Below are 13579 nucleotides of genomic sequence, written 5' to 3'. Positions count from 1 at the left end.
GGTTACTAATTTGACGGGGACAGAGCACCGCTTCGCAGTGGTCTGTCCCCGGTGTATTTATTTCTCCGTATCAACCAGGCCCTTGACGAACCATTTTTGCATCAGCATGACCACCGCCGCAGGCGGGATCATGGCCAGCATGGCCGTGGCCATGACGATGTGCCACTCGGTCTGGGCGTCGCCGCCCGAGATCATGCGTTTGATGCCAATCACCACCGGGTACATGTTTTCTTCGGTGGTGACCAAAAGCGGCCAGAGGTACTGGTTCCAGCCATAGATGAACTGGATCACGAACAGCGCTGCCATGCTGGTGGCCGACAGCGGCACCAGCACGTCCTTGAAAAAGCGCATCGGCCCCGCGCCGTCCATGCGGGCGGCTTCGACCAGTTCATCGGGCACGGTCAAAAAGAACTGACGGAATAAAAACGTGGCCGTGGCCGAGGCGATCAAAGGCACCGTCAGGCCCGCATAGCTGTTGAGCATGCCCAGGTCTGACACGACCTTGTAGGTGGGGCCAATGCGCACTTCGACCGGCAGCATCAGGGTGATGAAGATGCCCCAGAAGACGGCCATGCGGAACGGAAAGCGGAAGTACACGATGGCAAAGGCCGACAGCAGCGACATGGCGATCTTGCCAAGGGCAATGGTCAGGGCGCAGACCAGGCTGACGAACATCATCGGTCCCACGGCGGCCGTTGAGCCCATGCCGATGCGGTCACCCAGCAAAGCGGCCTTGTAGTTCTCGATCAGGTGCGATCCGGGCCACAGCGACATGGGCGCCTTGACCACTTCTTCCATGGTGTGGGTGGAGGCCACAAAGGTCACATAGACCGGAAAAGCCACCACCATCACGCCTACGATCAGCACCGCGTGCGAGACGATGTCGAGGAATCGGTTGCGCTCAATCATCAGTAGTTCACTTTTTTCTCGACAAAGCGGAACTGCACCACCGTGAGCGCCACCACGATGACCATCAGCACCACCGACTGTGCAGCCGAGCCGCCCAAGTCCATTGCTTTGAAGCCATCGAAGTAGACCTTGTAGACCAAAATGGCTGTGTCCTTGCCGGGGCCGCCTTTGGTAGCCGCGTCAACGATGCCAAAGGTGTCAAAAAAGGCATAGACCACGTTGATCACCAGCAGGAAGAAGCTGGTGGGTGACAAGAGCGGGAACTGGATGGTCCAGAACCGCTTCCATGGCCCCGCGCCGTCGATGGCGGCGGCTTCGATCAGCGATTTGGGAATGCTTTGCAGTCCGGCCAGGAAAAACAGAAAGTTGTAGGACAGTTGTTTCCAGACGGCGGCCATGACCACCAATGCCATCGCGTGGCGGCTGTTGAGCAGCGCGTTCCACTCAAAACCCCATTGGTTCAGTGCGTATGAGACGACCCCAATGCTGGGCGAAAACAAAAACAACCAGACCACGCCCGCCACGGCCGGGGCCACGGCATAGGGCCAGATCAGCAAGGTGCGGTAGAAGGTGGAGCCCCGTACCACGCGGTCGGCAAAATAAGCCAGCACCAAAGAGATGGTCATGCCCAGACTGGCCACCAGCCCCGAGAAAATCGCGGTGGTGCCAAAAGAAGCCAAATAGGTTTCATCGTTCCAGAGGTTGACGAAGTTCTCCAGACCCACCCATTCGACCGAGGTGCCAAAGGGGTCCGACTGCTGGAACGATTGCAGCAAAGCCTGGCCCGCAGGCCAGAAAAAGAAGACGCTGATGATGAGCACCTGGGGTGCGATCAGCACCCAAGGCAGCCAGGTCGAGCGAAAGACGATGCGTTTTTCGGCAGCCAAAACGGGTCATCAGCCTTTGTTGGCTTTTTCAAAGCGTTCGAGCAAGTCGTTGCCGCGCTTGATGATGCTGTCCAGGGCTTCTTTGGCGGTCTTTTTGCCAGCCCAGACCTGCTCGAACTCTTCGTCCTCGATGGTCCGGATCTGTACGTAGTTGCCCAGACGGATGCCGCGCGACTTGTCGGTGGTCTTGCGGATCATCTGGTTCACAGCCGTGTCGGTGCCGGGGTTTTGTTTGTAAAAGCCCGACTGCTCGGTCAGCTTGAAAGCCGCCATGGTGATCGGCAGGTAGCCGGTGCGCTTGTGGCTGGCCGACTGCACTTCGGCATTGGACAGGTAATTGAAGAAAGTGGCCACGCCTTTGTATTCTTCGGCTTTTTTGCCTGACATGACCCACAGGCTGGCACCGCCGATGACGGTGTTTTGCGGGGCACCGGCCACATCGGGGTAATAGGGCAGGGTGGACAGGCCGTAGCCGAACTTGGCGTTTTTGGCCACGTTGCCGTAAAAGCCCGACGAGGTGGTGATCATGGCGCACTCGCCGGAGACGAAAGACGCCTCTGGCACGTTGGCGCGGCCCTTGTAGACGAACAGGCCTTGTTTGGCCATGTTGCCCAGGTTCTCGATGTGGCGCACATGCAGGGGCGAATTGGCCACCAGGCGGGCGTTGGTGCCGCGCATGCCGTTGCCTAGGGTGGCCAGTTCGGTGTTGTGCCAGGTGGAGAAGCTCTCCAGCTGGGTCCAGCCTTGCCAAGCGGTGGTGAAGGGGCATTTGTGGCCATTGGCCTTGAGCTTGGCGGCGGCGAGGGCCACTTCAGGCCAAGTGGCTGGGGGCTTGCTGGTGTCGATGCCAGCGGCCTTGAAGGCGTCCTTGTTGAAATAAAACACCGTGGTGGAGCTGTTGAAGGGGAAAGACAGCATCTGACCGCTCGGGGCTGTGTAGTAACCGGCCACGGCGGGTACATAGGCGGTGGGGTCGAATTTGTAGCCAGCGTCCTGCATCACTTTGCCCACGGGCACGACCACGCCTTTACTGGCCATCATGGTGGCGGTGCCCACTTCAAACACCTGCAGGATGTGCGGGGCGTTGCCAGCGCGGAAGGCCGCCACGGCCGCGGTCATGGACTCGTCGTAACTGCCCTTGAAGACCGGGTTGATCTTGTAATCCTTCTGGCTGGCGTTGAAGTTCTTGGCCAGGTCATTGACCCATTCGCCGTTGACGGCGGTCATGGAGTGCCACCACTGGATTTCGGTTTGGGCTTGGGCAGACAGGCTGGCCAGGCCCAAGGCCAGAGCGCTGAGGGAGAGCTTGAGTTTCATGGCGTTTTCCGGGAAAGGTGGGGCGGCGAACAAAGGTGCCTATTATTTGAGCAGGAATTTCAGACCAGTTTGGCGCTTAAAAATGTCAAAAGGATTAAACCCATGTGAAATTCAGGCGACAACCCGGGCTTTCCATGACGAGAGACCTTTGGGCGACAGGTTCCCCTGCGCACGGCGTGTGTTTGTTGCACTGCGGTAACATTCACCCTCAGCCGGGTTCAAGCCAGTTTCCGTGTCTGGCTGAATGCGTATTGACACGCTGCTGACCGCGCCTACTCCTATGAATGCACCCACCACGCTCCAACATTTGATGCAAGCCGACGCCGATGCGCCGCGCCTGCGCGAGATCCCTTACAACTACACCAGCTTTTCTGACCGCGAAATCGTGGTCCGCCTGCTGGGCGAGAAGGCTTGGGATCTGCTGAACCAGTTGCGCGATGAGCGCCGCACAGGCCGCTCGGCCCGCATGCTCTACGAAGTGCTGGGCGACATTTGGGTGGTCGAGCGCAACCCCTATTTGCAGGACGACCTGCTGGACAACCCCGGCCGCCGCAAGATGCTGGTAGACGCCTTGCAGCACCGCCTGGGCGAAGTGCAAAAACGCCGCACCCCCAATGTGGATGCCGCCCGCGACGCCCTGGTGGGGGCTTTGCTGGTCTTGGCCGGTCAGGCCGTCACCCAATTCAACGAGCGCTTTGCCAACCGCGCCAAGCTGCGCAGCCAGGTGCAAAAGACCCTGGGGCGCCTCACGGCCAAGGACAACATCAAATTTGATGGCCTCTCGCGTGTGAGCCACGTGACCGACGCCACCGACTGGCGCGTGGAATACCCCTTTGTGGTGCTGACCCCCGACAGCGAAGCCGAAATGGCGGGTCTGGTCAAAGGCTGTATCGATCTGGGCCTGACCATCGTCCCGCGCGGCGGCGGCACGGGCTACACGGGTGGCGCGATCCCGCTGACCTGGAAGAGCGCGGTCATCAACACCGAAAAGCTCGAAGCCATGACCGAGGTCGAGATGGTCGACCTGCCGGGCATCGCCCACAAGATCCCCACCATCTACACCGAAGCCGGTGTGGTGACCCAGCGCGTGGCCGATGCGGCCGAGCGCGGTGGTTTTGTCTTTGCGGTGGACCCGACTTCGGCCGAGGCCTCTTGCATCGGCGGCAACATCGCCATGAACGCGGGCGGCAAAAAGGCCGTCTTGTGGGGCACAGCGCTCGACAACCTGGCCAGCTGGCGCATGGTCACGCCCGACGCCGAATGGCTGGATGTGGTGCGCATGGACCACAACATGGGCAAGATCCATGATGCCGAAGTGGCCACCTTCGAGCTGCGCTATTTCAAGGCCGACGGCAAGACGCCGATCCGCACCGAAACCCTGGTGATCCCGGGCAAGACTTTCCGCAAAGAAGGCCTTGGCAAGGACGTGACCGACAAGTTCCTCTCGGGCCTGCCAGGCGTGCAAAAAGAGGGCTGCGATGGCCTGATCACCAGCGCCCGTTGGGTGGTGCACCGCATGCCCACCCACACCCGCACCGTGTGCATGGAGTTCTTTGGCCACGCCCGCGAGGCCGTGCCCAGCATCGTCGAGATCAAAGACTTCATGTTCGCCGAGCAAAAGCGCACCGGCACCGTGATGGCAGGTCTGGAGCACTTGGATGACCGCTATTTGCGGGCGGTGGGTTATTCCACCAAGTCCAAGCGCGGGGGCTTTCCCAAGATGGTGTTGATCGGTGACATCGCCGGTGACAACGCCGACGACGTGGCCAAGGCGACGTCTGAGATCGTGCGCATTGCCAACTCGCGCAGTGGCGAAGGCTTCATCGCCATCAGCCCCGAGGCGCGCAAAAAATTCTGGCTCGACCGCAAGAAAACAGCGGCCATTTCACGCCACACCAACGCCTTCAAGGTCAACGAAGATGTGGTGATTCCGCTGCCGCGCATGGCCGAGTACACCGACGGCATCGAGCGCATCAACATCGAACTCTCCCTGCGCAACAAGCTCAAATTTTGTGCCGAGCTGGAGAGTTTCCTGGAGCGCGGCAACCTGCCCTTGGGCAAGCAAGAAGACGCCAACGAAATCGCCTCGGCCGAACTGCTGGAAGACCGGGTGGCGCAGGCCTTGGCCGTGGTGCGGGAGGTGCAGACCCAGTGGCAAGGCTGGCTCACGCAAGTCGACGAGCTCTTCCCCCAGTTGCAAGACCACACGTTGCGCGCCAGCTGGAAGACGCAGATTCGTCCGGCTTTGCAAAACATCTTCTCGGGCTCAGCCTTCCAGCCGATCTTGACCGAAGTCACGGCCATCCATCAGCGCGTGCTCAAGGGCCGTGTGTGGGTGGCGCTGCACATGCACGCCGGTGACGGCAATGTGCACACCAACATCCCCGTCAACTCCGACAATTACGAGATGCTGCAGACCGCGCACGAAGCGGTGGCCCGCATCATGGTGCTGGCGCGCAGCCTGGACGGTGTGATCTCGGGCGAGCACGGCATTGGCATCACCAAGCTCGAATTTTTGACCGACGCCGAGTTGGCCAATTTCACCGCCTACAAAGCCAAGGTGGACCCGCAAGGGCGCTTCAACAAAGGCAAGCTGCTGCGCGGTGCTGCCTTGACCGGCTTGGGCGACGATGTGCATGCGGCCGATTTGACGCACGCTTACACCCCCAGCTTTGGCTTGATGGGCCACGAGTCGCTGATCATGCAGCAGTCTGACATTGGCGCGATCGCGGCCAGCGTGAAGGACTGCCTGCGCTGCGGCAAGTGCAAGCCCGTGTGCGCGACGCACGTGCCACGTGCCAATTTGCTCTACAGCCCACGCAACAAAATCCTGGCCACTTCCCTGCTGGTCGAGGCCTTCTTGTACGAAGAGCAGACCCGCCGTGGCGTGTCCATCAAGCACTGGCAAGAGTTTGAAGACGTGGCCGACCATTGCACCGTTTGCCACAAGTGCCTGACGCCTTGCCCGGTGAACATCGACTTTGGCGATGTGTCCATGAACATGCGCAACCTTTTGCGCAAGATGGGGCAAAAAAGCTTCCGGCCCGGCAATGCCGCAGCCATGTTCATGCTCAACGCGACCAACCCTGAGACCATCAAGGTGGCCCGCATGGCCATGGTGGGCGTGGGCATGAAGGCTCAGCGCTTTGTGGCCGGTCTGCTCAAGGGTATAGCCCGCAAACAAACCAGTGCACCGCCCGCCTCGGTGGGCACTGCGCCCATCAAAGAGCAGGTGATCCACTTCATCAACAAGAAGATGCCGGGCAATTTGCCCAAGAAGACGGCGCGTGCCTTGCTTGACATTGAAGACAATGATTACGTGCCGATCATCCGCGATCCGCAAACCACCACGTCGGAAACCGAAGCGGTGTTTTACTTCCCTGGCTGCGGGTCTGAACGCTTGTTCAGCCAAGTGGGCTTGGCCACGCAGGCCATGCTCTGGCACGCAGGTGTGCAGACCGTGCTGCCACCGGGCTACCTGTGCTGCGGTTACCCGCAAAAGGGCTCAGGCCAGTTCGACAAGGCCGAGAAGATCATCACCGACAACCGGGTGTTGTTCCACCGCGTGGCCAACACGCTCAACTACCTCGACATCAAGACCGTGGTGGTCAGCTGCGGCACCTGCTACGACCAGTTGCAGGGCTACGAGTTCGACAAGATCTTCCCGGGCTGCCGCATCGTGGACATCCATGAGTTTTTGCTCGAAAAAGGCATCAAGCTTGAGGCACAGGGCGCTTACCTGTACCACGACCCTTGCCACTCGCCCATGAAGTTGCAAGACCCCATGAAGACCGTCAAAGGCTTGCTGGGTGATCAGGTGCTCAAATCAGACCGCTGCTGTGGCGAGTCGGGCACGCTGGGCGTCACGCGTCCTGACATCTCCACGCAAGTGCGTTTCCGCAAAGAGGAAGAAATCCTCAAAGGCGAAGCCGCATTGCGCGCCAGCGGTGCAGTGGGCCCCAAAGACAACGTCAAGATCCTCACCAGCTGCCCCAGCTGCTTGCAAGGCCTGTCGCGCTTTGGCGACGACCTGCAAAACGGTTTGCTGGAGGCCGACTACATCGTGGTCGAGATGGCCAAGCACATCTTGGGCGAGAACTGGATGCCCGAGTACGTCAGCGCCGCCAATGCCGGTGGCATTGAGCGCGTGTTGGTTTAACGTTGCAAAGCAACACGCGAAAGTCACTATGGCCGGATTGAAAAAAGAAACCCCCACGCCCGAGTCCCTGACCGTGCATGGCCAGACCAAGGTGCTGGAAATCGGCTTTTCCGATGGTGCGCAATTTCGCATCCCGTTCGAGCTGATGCGCATCTACTCCCCCTCGGCCGAGGTGCAGGGCCATGGCCCCGGCCAGGAAGTGCTGCAGACCGGCAAGCGCCAGGTCACGGTGATCGAGATCGAGCCTGTGGGCAATTACGCGGTCAAACCCACTTTCTCGGACGGTCACGACTCGGGCCTGTTCACTTGGGAGTACCTTTACTTCTTGGGCGACCAGCAAGCCGCTTTGTGGCAACAATACCAAGAGCGCCTGCAAGCCGCAGGCACCGACCGTGACGCGCCCATGCTCGGAAAAGCGGGCAGCAGCTGCGGTCATAGCCATTGAATATCCGGTTGAAAGAGTTGCCCATGAGCACCACCCATTTCGGTTTCAAGACCGTCGACGAAAAAGAAAAAGCCAAGCATGTGCGTGGCGTGTTTGACTCGGTCGCGTCCAAATACGACGTGATGAACGACCTGATGTCCATGGGGCTGCACCGCGTCTGGAAGGCCTACACCGTGCAGGTGGCCAACCTCAAGGAAGGCGACCAGGTGCTGGACATCGCGGGCGGCACGGGCGATTTGTCCATGGCGTTTGCCAAGAAGGTCGGCACCACAGGCCGTGTGGTGCACACCGACATCAACGAAGCCATGCTCAGCACCGGCCGGGACCGCTTGGTCGACCACGGCCTGGCCCTGCCCACCTTGGTGTGCGATGCCGAGAAGTTGCCTTTTCCGGACAACCATTTCAACGTGGTCAGCGTGGCCTTTGGTCTGCGCAACATGACACACAAGGATGTGGCGCTCAAAGAAATGTGTCGCGTGCTCAAGCCTGGTGGCAAATTGTTGGTGCTCGAGTTCTCCAAAGTGGCCAAGCCGCTGGAGAAAATCTACGACTGGTACAGCTTCAAAATCTTGCCGCACATGGGCAAGTTGGTGGCCGGGGACGCCGACAGTTATCGCTATTTGGCTGAATCCATTCGCATGCATCCGGGCCAGGAAGAGCTGAAAACCCTTATGAAAAGAAGCGGATTTGGCCATGTGGATTTTCACAATTTGTCAGCCGGGGTGGTAGCCTTGCATGCAGGCATCAAGTGCTGATGCCTGTTTTGTGAGACTGTTATCCATTGGAGACACCGTGAACAAGTTCTTGACCCTTTTGCTCGCTGCCGTTTTGGCCTTGGGCAGTTTGAATGCCGAAGCCGCCCGACGTTTTGGCGGTGGCAAGTCCATCGGTCAGCAATCGAATCAAGTGACCCAGCGCGAAGCGGTGCGTCCACAGCAAGCTGCTGCTCCCGCGCAACAAGCTGCGCCCGCTGCAGGTAAACCTGCCATGGCAGCACCTGCTGCCAAGAGGCCCTGGGGTGCCATGTTGGGTGGCTTGGCTGCAGGCTTGGGTCTGGCTTGGTTGGCCCACTCTTTGGGCATGGGCGAGGCCTTTGGCAACGTCTTGATGTTCATGCTGGTGGCTATGGCGGTCATGGCCTTGATCGGCATGTTCATGCGTCGCAGGGGGGGGACTGCACAGCAAGGCGGTTTCGCTTACCAAGGTGCTGGTGCCACGGCCGAGCAACCTGCATCTTTCAAACAATACAAACCAGAGACCGTCGGCAATGATGCGTCGGCCCGCCCTTGGGAAGCCCAAGGCACCCGCTTTGATGGCTCCGCGGCGGCCCAAACCGGAGGGTCCATGATCGGTTCGGCTTTGAGCGGTTCGCAAAACTGGGGCGTGCCTGCGGGCTTTGATGTGGCCGGTTTTGTGGCTGCGGCCAAACAGAATTTTGTGACCCTGCAAGACGCGTGGGACCGTTCAGACATCACCACCTTGCGCTCCATGATGACCGACACCATGGTCGCCGAAATCCGCAGCCAATTGGCAGAACGCGAAAGTCAGTTCCCGGGTCAGCCCAACAAGACCGAAGTGGTCATGCTCGAAGCCCAGTTGCTGGGCATCGAAGAGCAGGCCGATGCCTATCTGGCGAGCGTGGAGTTCAACGGCATGATCCGCGAGGACGCCTCGGCAGGTCCGAGCCCTTTCCGCGAAGTCTGGAACATGACCAAGCCCAAGCAGGGTGGTAGCGGCTGGCTGGTCGCTGGTGTGCAAGCGCTGCAATAAAGCACAGGCCCTCATGCAGGGCCTTGTCTTTCGTGAATAATCGGGGACTATGGCAACACAGTCCCCTTTTTCTTGGGCCGCTCAGGCGCTGCCCCAATTCGCATCCAATTTCCAGCCACCCGCCTGGGTGGTCGACGAGTCGGTCAACCGTCTTGTCCTGTTCCTTAACCACGTGCTGCAAAGTGAGCCCGAAGCCATGGCCCGCCTGGCGCGCCAAAAAGGCCAGCGCATTGAGCTGGTCTGGGACCGCATCCAGTTGCAGCTGACCCCTACGCCAGCAGGTTTGCTTGAGCGCGGCCGCTTTGAAGGCTTTGACCTGCGGCTGACGGTGACGGAAGAATCTCCCGTGTCACTGGCCTCTGCTCTGGCCAAAGGTGACAAGCCGAAAGTGCGCATCGAAGGCGATGTGCAACTGGCCGCCGAGATCAATTGGCTGATCGACCACGTGCGCTGGGATGCCGAGGAAGACCTGGCCCGCCTGGTGGGCGATGCCCTGGCCCACACGCTGGCCCAAGCCGCACGCAAAGCCATGGAGGCCCTGCGTGGCTTTGTGGCCAAGCGTCCTGGCAGCGACATCGTTTCCGGTAGCGCCGCATGAGCCGCCTCGGCCGCGGAGCGTTCATCGTCTTCATCGTCCTGCGCTATGGACTGGACGAGTTGGTGCTCTCCAGCTTCCAAAAGCCCTGGATTCGCCTGCTGGCCCGTGTACTCTCAGTGGGGCGCGACCTGCGCTCGCCGCGTGCCGTGCGTCTGCGCGAAGCGCTGGAGCGCTTGGGCCCGATCTTTGTGAAGTTCGGTCAGGTGTTGTCCACCCGGCGCGACCTGCTGCCGCTGGACATTGCCGAAGAGCTGGCCAAGCTGCAAGACCGCGTACCGCCCTTCAGCTCCGACATCGCTGTGGCCACCATCGAGCGTGCCTTTCGCAAGCCGGTGGATACCATCTTTGAAAGCTTTGAGCGCGAGCCCGTGGCCAGTGCCTCGATCGCACAGGTGCACTTTGCCACCTTGCGCAGCAAGTCCGGCGACCTGCGCGAAGTGGCGGTCAAGGTCTTGCGCCCCGGAATGCTGCCCGTCATTCAAAAAGACCTGAGCCTCATGCGCATGATGGCCGGCTGGGTGGAGAACCTGAGTGCCGATGGCAAACGCCTCAAGCCCCGCGAAGTGGTGGCCGAGTTCGACAAATACCTGAACGACGAGTTGGACCTGGTGCGCGAGGCCTCGAACGCTGCGCAACTGCGCCGCAACATGGAAGGCCTCGATTTGGTGCTGATCCCCGAGATGGTCTGGGACTATTGCCAGCCCGAGGTGCTGGTGATGGAGCGCATGCACGGTGTGCCCATCAGCCATGTGGACCGCCTGCGCGAAGCGGGTGTGGACATCCCCAAGCTGGCCCGCGACGGCGTGACCTTGTTTTTCACGCAGGTTTTTCGCGACGGTTTTTTCCATGCCGACATGCACCCGGGCAACATCCAGGTCAGCTTGGCGCCCGAGACCTTTGGTCGCTACATCTCGCTGGACTTTGGCATCGTGGGCACACTGACCGAATACGACAAAGAGTATTTGGCGCAGAACTTCACGGCCTTTTTCCGCCGTGATTACAAGCGCGTGGCAGAACTCCACATCGAGTCCGGCTGGGTGCCTGCTGACACGCGTGTAGACGAACTCGAAGCCGCCATTCGTGCGGTGTGCGAACCTTACTTTGACCGTCCGTTGAAAGAAATCTCGCTCGGCATGGTGCTCATGCGTCTGTTCCAGACTTCTCGGCGTTTTCATGTGGAGATCCAGCCGCAGCTGGTGCTCTTGCAAAAAACCTTGCTCAACATCGAAGGCTTGGGCCGTCAGCTCGATCCCGAGTTGGACCTTTGGAGCACCGCCAAACCTTTCCTCGAAAAATGGATGCTGGACCAGATTGGCCCCAAAAAATTGTGGGACGAGCTCAAGGCCCAGGCGCCGCATTACGCCAAGCTGCTGCCGCAGCTGCCGCGCCTCTTGCACGATTACCTGAAGCAGCCGCGTCAGCACGATGCCAAGCACCTCGAACAACTGCTGGTCGAGCAGCGCCGCACCAACAAATTGCTGCAAACCCTGCTGTACATCGGCATGGGCTTTTTGCTCAGTTTGCTGGGCATGCAGGTCTGGTCGCACTGGCAGCTGTACTGATTTTTCGCTTTCCAAACAGGAGACATTGCCTTGTTGCTGACCCTCGTGATCGCCTACCTGCTGGTGACCATCGCGATTGGCCTGGTGGCCGCCAAGCGCGTGAAAAGCTCTGCCGACTTCGCCATCGCGGGCCGGCACTTGCCGCTGGCCATGATCATCACCACCACTTTCGCCACCTGGTTTGGTTCTGAGACGGTGTTGGGTATCCCGGCCAAGTTCGTCAACAGCGGTCTGCACGGCGTGGTCGAGGACCCCTTTGGCGCTGGCAGTTGCCTGATTTTGGTAGGGCTGTTCTTTGCGTCCAAGCTCTACCGCATGACCTTGCTGACCATCAGCGACTATTTCCGCGAGCGCTATGGCCGCAGTGTGGAGGTCATTTGCTCCGTCATCATCATGGTCAGTTACTTGGGCTGGGTCTCGGCGCAGGTGACGGCTTTGGGTTTGGTCTTCAACGTCTTGTCGGACGGGGCCATCAGCATGCCTTTGGGCATGGTGATCGGGGTGGTGTCCATCCTGGCTTACACCTTGTTTGGCGGCATGTGGTCGGTGGCCATCACCGATTTCATGCAGATGATCATTTTGGTGGTGGGTTTGGCCATATTGGCCGTGTTTGCAGGCCAGCAGGCCAGCAGGCCGGTGGTGCCGACAAGGTGCTGGCCCTGGCTGTGAGTCAGGACATGTTCAAGTTCTGGCCGGAGCCCAATTTCAAGGACATCATTTTCTTTTTCGCCGCGTCCATCACCATCATGCTCGGCTCCATCCCACAGCAAGATGTGTTTCAGCGGGTGATGTCGGCCAACAGCGAGTTTGCGGCCACCCGAGGCCCCGTGATCGGCGGGATTTTCTACATCCTGTTTGCATTTGTGCCCATGTTTTTGGTGGTCAGTGCCATGATCATCATGCCTGAAGAGGCCGCCAGACTGATCGCCGAAGACCCGCAAAAAGTCCTGCCTACGCTGGTCATGACCCAGATGCCATTCGTCATGCAGGTGCTGTTTTTTGGCGCTTTGCTTTCGGCCATCAAGTCCTGCGCCTCGGCCACCTTGCTGGCCCCCAGCGTGACCTTCACCGAAAACATCTGGCGCCAGTTTTTTCCTGACCAAACCGACGCGCAGGAGCTCAAAGCCATGCGCATCACGGTACTGGTGTTCAGTGTGTTGGTGCTGACTTATGCCGTTGCCATGCAAGGCACATCGATCTACGAAATGGTTTCGGGGGCCTACCAGGTCACCTTGGTGGGGGCTTTTGTGCCCCTGGCTTTTGGCCTCTACTGGAACAAAGCAAGCACCCAAGGCGCCTTGTTCGCCATTGCCTTGGGCTTGTTGACCTGGCTGGGTTTCACGTTCACACCTTGGGGTGAGGCATTCCCCGCCCAATTGGCGGGTGTGTTGGCCAGCTTGGCGGGCATGTGGCTGGGTTCGGTGGCACCGCAATGGCTGGCCAGCCAGCACGCGGGGCACCGCCCCGTGATCGGTTTGGAGTAATCCTCGCCAGAAACCGGGCGCGATGCACCGGCGGGGCTTGAACAGCCGCCCCCGCCTATAATTGAGGGTTTTGAATTTTCAACCTGAAAAGAGCCCTCTTCATGCCCATTTACGCCTACAAGTGTGAGTCCTGCGGACATGCCAAGGATGTGCTGCAAAAAATCTCCGATGACCCCCTGACCGACTGCCCAGCCTGCGGTGCGCCCAAGTTCAGCAAGCAGCTCAGCGCACCCGGCTTTCAGCTCAAGGGCTCTGGCTGGTACGCCACCGATTTCAAAGGCGGCAGCGGTGTCACCGGTGCAGCAGCAGCGGCCAGTCCCGCTGCAGCCACCGAGCCTACTGCGGCACCTGCGGCACCTGCGGCACCTGCGGAATCTTCCACCTCGGCTGCGGCTGGCGGCTGCGCCGCATCGTGCGCCTGCCACTGACCCACCACCGATCGCCACTT

At 60.0% G+C, this 13579-nt stretch carries 10 protein-coding genes and 1 pseudogene; 8 read left to right on the top strand and 3 right to left on the bottom strand.

Annotated features, from left to right (window positions below; translation table 11 throughout):
- Positions 1 to 57: 57 nt before the first annotated feature.
- Genes ugpE through ugpB form a run of 3 tightly spaced genes read right to left on the bottom strand, consistent with a single transcriptional unit; the run spans position 58 to position 3113 of the window.
- A complete protein-coding gene (gene ugpE, locus B9Z52_RS07400; RefSeq protein ID WP_108413198.1) occupies positions 58 to 909 on the bottom strand; it encodes a sn-glycerol-3-phosphate ABC transporter permease UgpE in 852 nt (283 codons plus the stop codon).
- Positions 909 to 1796, bottom strand: a complete 888-nt coding sequence (ugpA, locus tag B9Z52_RS07395) for a sn-glycerol-3-phosphate ABC transporter permease UgpA (RefSeq protein WP_108413197.1) — start codon at positions 1794 to 1796, stop codon at positions 909 to 911. The genes ugpE and ugpA overlap by 1 nt, the downstream gene beginning before the upstream one ends.
- 9 nt (positions 1797 to 1805) lie before the next feature.
- Positions 1806 to 3113 carry a sn-glycerol-3-phosphate ABC transporter substrate-binding protein UgpB gene (gene ugpB, locus B9Z52_RS07390; protein WP_108413196.1) on the bottom strand — a complete coding sequence of 436 codons (1308 nt, stop codon included), beginning with the start codon at positions 3111 to 3113 and terminating at the stop codon, positions 1806 to 1808.
- A 280-nt stretch (positions 3114 to 3393) separates the two neighbouring features.
- Between ugpB and B9Z52_RS07385 the strand changes: the two genes are divergently transcribed.
- From B9Z52_RS07385 to B9Z52_RS07350, 8 genes and pseudogenes are all read left to right on the top strand, one after another.
- A complete protein-coding gene (locus tag B9Z52_RS07385; RefSeq protein WP_108413195.1) occupies positions 3394 to 7272 on the top strand; it encodes a DUF3683 domain-containing protein in 3879 nt (1292 codons plus the stop codon).
- A 28-nt stretch (positions 7273 to 7300) separates the two neighbouring features.
- A complete protein-coding gene (locus B9Z52_RS07380; protein WP_108413194.1) occupies positions 7301 to 7717 on the top strand; it encodes a gamma-butyrobetaine hydroxylase-like domain-containing protein in 417 nt (138 codons plus the stop codon).
- A gap of 23 nt (positions 7718 to 7740) precedes the next feature.
- Complete coding sequence (gene ubiE / locus B9Z52_RS07375) at positions 7741 to 8472, top strand: bifunctional demethylmenaquinone methyltransferase/2-methoxy-6-polyprenyl-1,4-benzoquinol methylase UbiE (protein WP_108413309.1); 732 nt, start codon at positions 7741 to 7743, stop codon at positions 8470 to 8472.
- A gap of 37 nt (positions 8473 to 8509) precedes the next feature.
- Complete coding sequence (locus B9Z52_RS07370; RefSeq protein WP_233251867.1) at positions 8510 to 9487, top strand: Tim44 domain-containing protein; 978 nt, start codon at positions 8510 to 8512, stop codon at positions 9485 to 9487.
- 49 nt (positions 9488 to 9536) lie between these two features.
- Positions 9537 to 10085, top strand: a complete 549-nt coding sequence (locus B9Z52_RS07365; protein WP_108413192.1) for a hypothetical protein — start codon at positions 9537 to 9539, stop codon at positions 10083 to 10085.
- Entirely contained in the window at positions 10082 to 11647 is a 1566-nt protein-coding gene (gene ubiB, locus B9Z52_RS07360; RefSeq protein WP_108413191.1) for a ubiquinone biosynthesis regulatory protein kinase UbiB, read from the top strand. The genes B9Z52_RS07365 and ubiB overlap by 4 nt, the downstream gene beginning before the upstream one ends.
- A 30-nt stretch (positions 11648 to 11677) precedes the next feature.
- Positions 11678 to 13131: pseudogene (locus B9Z52_RS07355) on the top strand (sodium:solute symporter family protein).
- Positions 13132 to 13232: 101 nt separating this feature from the next.
- Positions 13233 to 13559 (top strand): FmdB family zinc ribbon protein, encoded by a 327-nt coding sequence (locus tag B9Z52_RS07350; RefSeq protein ID WP_108413190.1) that lies wholly within the window; start codon positions 13233 to 13235, stop codon positions 13557 to 13559.
- Positions 13560 to 13579 lie beyond the last annotated feature (20 nt).

The organism is Limnohabitans sp. Jir72, from assembly GCF_003063575.1.
In the GTDB taxonomy this organism is placed as follows: domain Bacteria; phylum Pseudomonadota; class Gammaproteobacteria; order Burkholderiales; family Burkholderiaceae_C; genus Limnohabitans_A.
The sequence above is the reverse complement of the archived record's forward strand: the minus strand, read 5'-3'. Positions and strand labels throughout refer to the sequence as shown.

Bases quoted from the DNA above. Each gene is read 5' to 3' on its own strand.
- B9Z52_RS07385 (WP_108413195.1), top strand. From the start codon at position 3,394: ATGAATGCACCCACCACGCTCCAACATTTGATGCAAGCCGACGCCGAT.
- ubiB (WP_108413191.1), top strand. From the start codon at position 10,082: ATGAGCCGCCTCGGCCGCGGAGCGTTCATCGTCTTCATCGTCCTGCGC.
- B9Z52_RS07350 (WP_108413190.1), top strand. From the start codon at position 13,233: ATGCCCATTTACGCCTACAAGTGTGAGTCCTGCGGACATGCCAAGGAT.
- B9Z52_RS07380 (WP_108413194.1), top strand. From the start codon at position 7,301: ATGGCCGGATTGAAAAAAGAAACCCCCACGCCCGAGTCCCTGACCGTG.
- B9Z52_RS07365 (WP_108413192.1), top strand. From the start codon at position 9,537: ATGGCAACACAGTCCCCTTTTTCTTGGGCCGCTCAGGCGCTGCCCCAA.
- ubiE (WP_108413309.1), top strand. From the start codon at position 7,741: ATGAGCACCACCCATTTCGGTTTCAAGACCGTCGACGAAAAAGAAAAA.
- ugpB (WP_108413196.1), bottom strand. From the start codon at position 3,113: ATGAAACTCAAGCTCTCCCTCAGCGCTCTGGCCTTGGGCCTGGCCAGC.
- ugpE (WP_108413198.1), bottom strand. From the start codon at position 909: ATGATTGAGCGCAACCGATTCCTCGACATCGTCTCGCACGCGGTGCTG.